Origin of the sequence: Streptomyces sp. (genome assembly GCF_036524955.1) — a bacterium.
Lineage (GTDB): Bacteria > Actinomycetota > Actinomycetes > Streptomycetales > Streptomycetaceae > Actinacidiphila.
Genome location: NZ_DATDBG010000067.1, coordinates 1 through 6405 on the forward strand (window position 1 = coordinate 1; position 6405 = coordinate 6405).

The window sequence follows — 6405 nt, forward strand, 5'->3', positions numbered from 1 at the left end:
GCGGCCGGTGAGGGCGTCCAGGTACCGGCCGAGATCGCCGAGCGGGCCGCGTACGTGTTCTATCCGGCACCGGACACGGGACCGGAGCCCGAGCTGTGACGGGCAGGGCGGCGACGAGCGCGGGAAACGCGAGGACGACCCCCGACCCGCGCGGTTTCGTCTGCGGCGAGGTGCGGACCAGCGTGCTGCGCACCTCCGAGGCGCTGATCGGCCGCACCGCCGCCCAACTGCTCGATCTGCGGCCGGACGAGCGGGTACGGCTGTCCCAGCGGCCCAACCTGCAGGTGCTCTCCCCGCCCCTGCTGACCGGGGTGGACTGCCCGTTGCCGACCGCGTCGGGGGCGAGGACCCGGGCCGTGGGCACCGTACGGACCCGCGCGGTGCTCACCGAGGGGCGGGTGCTGCAATCCTCGGCGTTCACCCACGTACGGCCGGGCGACGGCGACCGGCGGCAGCCCTGGGGGCACTACCTGATCCGGCCCGGCGTCGTGGAACCCCTCGGCAGGCACACCTCGCGCGATGCCGCCGACGGGTTCCTGGCCGCGGCACCGCTGCCGGCCGGGGTGCTGAACCCGGGCGCGGTGGCCGAGCGGCTGCTCGACCGGGTGCTGCGGCATCCGCTGCTCGACCAGCGGGCGCCGTTCAAGTCCGGTCGCACTCGGCTGCGTTGGGCGGCGCTGCCCGCCGACGACGGGCAGGGCCCCTCCATCGAGCGGTTCACGGTCGCCGACGACGGCCTGCGGACCGTGATCGTTCGCACCCCACGGCCGGACCCGGAGACGCTCGCCGCGCTCTGCGAGGACCTGGCCCTGCACGACTGGCTACTGACCACCCTGATCGCCCTCGTCGAACGCGCCCGGCTCGGCGCCGGCGACGGGCCCGCCGTACTGACCGCCCTGCGCCCGGCCGTCGACCACCTGCTGCACCTGTGGATGCCGGGCGCCCGGATCCACGGCGACCTGGCCGTCGTCTGGGCCACCCTCGAACGCGAACCGGGGTTCTCCCGCCAGTGGCAGACCCTCGTCTGACCGGTGCGGCACTGGGGCACTGGTGACGGCCGCCGCGGCCGGGACGTTCACCGCGTGAAAACCCCGTACGAGAACCCGTCCGCCATCACCTCGGCACCGTTTACGGTGACCCCGTGCACCTCCAGCGGCCGGAGCGATCCGGTGCCCGGCACGGTGACGCGGGCCGGTTCGCGGCGCGGGTTGACGACCACGAGGTGGCTGTCGCCGCGGCGGTAGACCAGCGGGTAGTCCTCGTGCAGTACCTCGACCGGCGCCGAACTGCCCAGTGCAGGGTGAGCCTTGCGCAGCGCGATCAGGCGCTGGACCTGGTGGAGCAGGGAGCCGGGATCGTTCAGCGAGTCGGCGACGCTGGGCCGGCCGGGGTCCGGGTCGAGCGGCAGGTAGAGACGGTCGGCTGAGGCGGTGGAGAAGCCGGCACCCGGGCCGGAGTCCCACTGCATGGGGGTGCGCGAGCCCTGCCGGAGCTGGCCGTCGCCGAGGTCGGCGCCTTCGGTGTCGGGCGTGCCGGGGACGTAGCGCATGCCGATCTCGTCGCCGAAGTAGATGGTCGGCAGGGTGGGCCAGGTCAGCAGGAAGGCGAAGATCGGCGCGGTCATCGCGCGGGTGCGGGTGCCGCAGGCCAGCCGGGAGAAGTCGTGGTTGGCGGTGGGCAGCGCTATGTGGCCGACGCCGCCGATCGCGGTGACGGCCCGCTGCCAGGTGTCGAGGAACGGCCGCATGGAGCCCTGGCCCTCGGGGGCGAAGAAACAGGGGTCGGTGTGCCAGCCGTGGCTGTGACTGCCCTGGCTGTTGTCCCACAGGGAGCGCAGCGCGTCGCCGAGGAAGTGCAGGAAGAAGTCGGCGTGGAAGCCGGCCGGCACCGAGACGCCCGGGTCGCCCCATTCGGAGATCAGCGCCCGGTCGGGGTATTCGCGGTCGATCCACTGCCGCATCTCGGTCCACAGCCGGCCGGTCTCGACCAGGTCCGGGTCGTCCTTGACCAGGGAGGCCGCCATGTCGACCCGGAAACCGGCCACCCCGCGGTCGAACCAGTACGCCATGATCTCGCGCAGCGCCGCCCGGTTGGCCTGCGGCCCGGGTGCGTCCACCGGCTGCCGCCAGGGTTCGGCGGGGTTCATCCGGGCGTAGCCGAAGTTGAGGGCGGGCTGTACCGGATAGAAGTTGGCCAGGTAGTAGCCCTCGCGGGTGCCGGGCGCCGGAATCCACTTGCTGACCGGCGCGCCGACCCGGTCGGACCAGATGTAGCGGTGGTCCTCGGGGTCGGCGGCGGACTTGCGGAACCACTCGTGCTGGTGCGAGGTGTGCCCCGGGACCAGGTCGAGCATGACCCGGATGCCGCGTTCCCGGGCGGCCTCGATCACCGCCTGGAGGTCGTCGTTGGTGCCGTAGCGCGGCGCGACGGTGAGATAGTCGGCGACGTCGTATCCGGCGTCGGCGAAGGGCGAGGCGAAGCAGGGGCTGAACCAGATGACGTCGACGCCGAGCCAGGCGAGGTAGTCCATGCGCGCCAGCACGCCGGGGAAGTCACCGATGCCGTCGCCGTTGGAGTCGGCGAACGACTGCGGGTAGATCTGGTAGAGGACGGCGTCGGACAGCCAGTCGGGGGTGGTGGCGGGCGCGGACGGGGTCGTCAAGTGACGCCTCTTTTCTGAGATCGGCGAGGATCTTCCAACGGCACGGGTTTCGGGCGGTACGGGCGGGGGCCGGGTGCTCACTCCTTACCGGGCGGGGGCGGGTCCTCACTTCTCACCGACGGGATCACCCCTTGACGGCGCCCGCGGTCAGCCCGGAGACCACCGCCCGGCGGAAGACGAGGACGAGCAGGGCGATCGGCAGCATCGCCACCACCGCGGCGGCGTAGACGGTGCCGTACGGAGTGACGTACTGACCGCCGAACAGGGCGATGCCGACCGGGATGGTGCGGTGGCTGTCGTCGTTGTTGAGGGTCAGCGCGATCAGGAACTCGGTCCAGCAGGCGGTGAAGGTGAACACCCCGGCGGTGAACAGGCCCGGCAGCGCCTGCGGCAGGATCACGCTGGTGACGGTGCGCACCGGTGACGCGCCGTCGACCCACGCGACCTCCTCCATCGCCTTGGGGATGCTCATGAAGTAGTTGCGCAGGATCCAGATCGCGAACGGCAGGTTGAGCGCAGTGTAGGCGAGGATCAGGCCCTGGTCGCTGTTGAGCCAGCCGATCTGCCGCATCAGCAGGTACAGCGGCGCGGCCACCGCGACGCCGGGGAAGAGCGAGATCATCAGCAGCGCGGTCATGATGCCGCCGCGGCCCCGCACCGGCAGCCGGCCCAGCGCGTATCCGGCGAAGGTGCCCAGCGCCAGCACGAGCACCGTGGTGATCAGGGTGACCACCACGGAGTTCTGGATGTAGGTGGCGAAGTGGTACGTCCCGAACGCCTCCCGGTAGTTGAAGAAGGTCGGCGAGGTGGGCACCGCGCTCGGCGGGGTGGAGCCGATGTCCGCCGGGCTCTTGAAGGTGGTGGCGACCATCCAGTAGAGCGGGGCGGCCACGAACAGCGCGATGAGGACGGCGCCCACGTGCGTACCGGTGATGCGGCGCTTACGGGGACGGGTCGCGGGCGGCGGCGGGACGGCGGGCAGGGTGGCGGTCACGACAGATCCTCACTTCCGACCTGGGCCCTGAAGACCCGCAGGAACAGCAGGCAGCCCAGCAGCACCAGGGCCGCGGTGGTGGTGGCCACGGCGGCGCCCGGCCCGAAGTCGAGGTCCTGCATCATCACCCGCCAGCCGAGCATGGCCAGCGACTCGGTGGAGTTGCCGGGGCCGCCGCCGGTCAGTACGAACGGCAGGTCGAAGATGCCGAACGCCTGGAGGATGCGGAACATCACCGCGATCGCCAGCGTCGGCCGCAGCAGCGGCAGGCGCACCCGCCAGAAGACGGTCCACGGTCCCGCGCCGTCGATGCGGGCCGCCTCGACCACGTCGTGCGGGAGCATGACCAGGCCGGCCAGCACGATGATGGCGACGAACGGTGTGGTCTTCCAGATGTCCGCCACCGCCATGGCGACGGTCGCGGAGAAGGAGTGGCCGAGCACGTTGACGTCGTGCCCGACGATCGGGTTGAGCACCGCGTTCAGCACTCCGTAGACGCCGTTGTAGACGTACGCCCACAGTTCGGCGGAGACCACGGTGATCATGGCCCAGGGCAGCAGCAGCAGCGCCATCATCCAGCCGCGCCCGGTGGTCAGCTTCTCCAGTACCAGGGCGATGAGCGTGCCGAGCACGGTCTCCACGACGACGGTGGCGACCGTGTACTCGACGGTGAACTCCAGGGCGTGCCGCCAGCGTTCGGAGCCGAAGACGCGGGAGAAGTTCTCGCCGGTGGTGCCGGAGAGGGAGAAGCCGCCGCCGGTGACGGTGACGTGGCTGAAGCCCATCAGCACCGAGAAGACGATCGGGAAGATCGTGACGGCTCCCACCACCAGCAGCGCGGGCGCGGAGAAGAGCCAGCCGAGCCGGCCGGACCGGCGTCGCAGGGACGGGGGGCGTGTACGGCGCCGGTCCGGCGCGGCGGGCGGCGCCGCGCCGTCCGGGGTGGCGGCCGGCCGGCGGCCGGGGGCGTGATCGATCGTCATGGCGGCGGCCGGTCTACAGTCCGCTGCCGCTGAGGGCGTCGTTGATCTGGCCGTCCGCCTTGGACAGCGCGCCCGACGGCGAGGTCGCACCCGAGAGCGCCGCGTTGACGTTGCTGTAGACGGCCTGGCTGACCTTGGCGTACTCCGCCGCGTTCGAGGGCCGGGAGACCAGCTTGTTCTTCGCGGCGATCGAGAAGACGGGGTTGGCCTTCTGCACCTCGGGGTCGTCCAGCACGCCGGCCAGGGTGGGCAGCAGGCCGCCGTCGACCGCGAGGGCCCGCTGTGCCTTCGCACCGGTCATCCACGTGATGAAGGCGAGGTCGGCGGCGATGTGCTTGCTGTGCGGGTTGACGTAGAGGTTCCAGCCGCCGGTGGCGGTGTAGCCGGGGCCCGGCCGGCCCTGGAAGGTCGGCAGGTTGACCACGCCGACCTTGCCGACGATCTTGGAGGTGCTGGGAGCGGCGGCGTCACCGTAGGCGTACGCCCAGTTGCGGATGAAGGCGACCTGGCCGCTGGTGAAGAGCGTCTGCGACTCCTGCTCCTTGAAGGTGGTGATCGACTTCGGGGCGACGCCGCTGTCGACCAGGCCCTTCATGTACGCGAGCGCCTTCGCGGAGGCGGCCGAGTCGATGACGGACTTGCTGCCGTCCTCGTTGACGATCTTGGTGCCGGCGTCCGCCGCGAACTCGGTCCAGTCGCAGGTCAGGCCCTCGTAGGAGGCCCACTGGCCGGCGAATCCGTACGTGACCAGGCCCTTGTCCTGCAACTGCTTGGCCTCGCTCTGCACCTCCTCCCAGGTGGTGGGCACCGGCAGACCAGCCTTGGCCAGCAGGTCCTTGCGGTAGAAGAGGAAGGCGTTGTCGGTGAAGAGCGGGGCTGCCATCACCTTGCCCTGGTACTTCAGGCCGTCGACCAGGCCCGGCGAGAAGGTCTTCCAGTACGAGTCGGGCAGGTGGTCGCTGAGCGGCAGGGCGAGCTGGGCCTTGCCGAACGCGGCGGGCCACACCACGTCGCCGTTGTAGAGGTCGAAGTCGCTGGAGCCGCCGGAGATCTGGGTGGTGATCGTGGCGCGGGCCGCGTCGGTGTCCGCGGGTGCGGTCTGGATCTTGACCTTGATCCCCGGGTTCTCCTTCTCGAAGGCGTCCACCAGCGTCTGGCGGATGTCGGTCCCGCCCGGCCCGAACTTCGCCGTGTACCAGGTGATGGTGCCGGTGGCCGGTCCGTCGGCCGAGGCGCCGGACTCCTCTCCGGAAGAGGACGAGCAGGCGGCGGTCGCGGCGAGCAGCAGTACGGCGGTGGCGCCGGCGAACAGGGGGGTGCGGCGTCTCGTTCGGTACATGGAAGCTCCCCGTTGAGTGGTTCCGATGAGTGGACGAGAGTCTGCTGGGATTACTTTTATTCGTCAATCAAGAAAGCATGACGTTATGTTTCCGTGACCGGGTGCTGTCTGTCCGCCAGGGCACCCGGCGCCCGGGCGCGCCCGCCGAGCGCGGGGCGAAGCCGCCGGGGCGAGGCGCTGCGCGCGGCCCGGCCCGGGCGGGGCAGGCGAGCAGGGGCGCGGGGAACTGCGCGATCACCCGCCCCCTCGCGGCGCCACGGCCACGACCGGGAGGGTCTCGGCGAGTCCCGTCCCGCCCGGGCTGCGGCGCCCTCGTGGCCAAGCGCGCAGTTCCCGCGCCCCTGTCGGGGCGCCACCCGTCGGCGCGCCCTGCGACTGGGCGAACCTCGGGGGCATCCGCCCCCCGGGGCTCGGCCCACGGGGGGCG

At 71.5% G+C, this 6405-nt stretch carries 5 protein-coding genes; 1 reads left to right on the forward strand and 4 read right to left on the reverse strand.

Features of this window, described 5'->3' with window-relative positions:
• The first annotated feature begins 95 nt into the window (after window positions 1–95).
• Complete coding sequence (locus VIW71_RS05735) at window positions 96–1028, forward strand: SCO2521 family protein (protein ID WP_331620872.1); 933 nt, start codon at window positions 96–98, stop codon at window positions 1026–1028.
• 47 nt (window positions 1029–1075) lie between these two features.
• Here VIW71_RS05735 and VIW71_RS05740 read toward each other — a convergent pair whose 3' ends face one another.
• From VIW71_RS05740 to VIW71_RS05755, 4 genes are all read right to left on the reverse strand, one after another.
• On the reverse strand, window positions 1076–2662 hold the full coding sequence (locus VIW71_RS05740) for an alpha-amylase family glycosyl hydrolase (RefSeq protein ID WP_331620873.1): 1587 nt from the start codon (window positions 2660–2662) through the stop codon (window positions 1076–1078).
• A 124-nt stretch (window positions 2663–2786) separates the two neighbouring features.
• Entirely contained in the window at window positions 2787–3656 is an 870-nt protein-coding gene (locus VIW71_RS05745; RefSeq protein WP_331620874.1) for a carbohydrate ABC transporter permease, read from the reverse strand.
• Complete coding sequence (locus VIW71_RS05750; protein ID WP_331620875.1) at window positions 3653–4639, reverse strand: carbohydrate ABC transporter permease; 987 nt, start codon at window positions 4637–4639, stop codon at window positions 3653–3655. Before VIW71_RS05750 ends, VIW71_RS05745 begins: the two co-directional genes overlap by 4 nt.
• 13 nt (window positions 4640–4652) lie before the next feature.
• Complete coding sequence (locus tag VIW71_RS05755) at window positions 4653–5978, reverse strand: ABC transporter substrate-binding protein (protein WP_331620876.1); 1326 nt, start codon at window positions 5976–5978, stop codon at window positions 4653–4655.
• Between the last annotated feature and the right edge of the window lie 427 nt (window positions 5979–6405).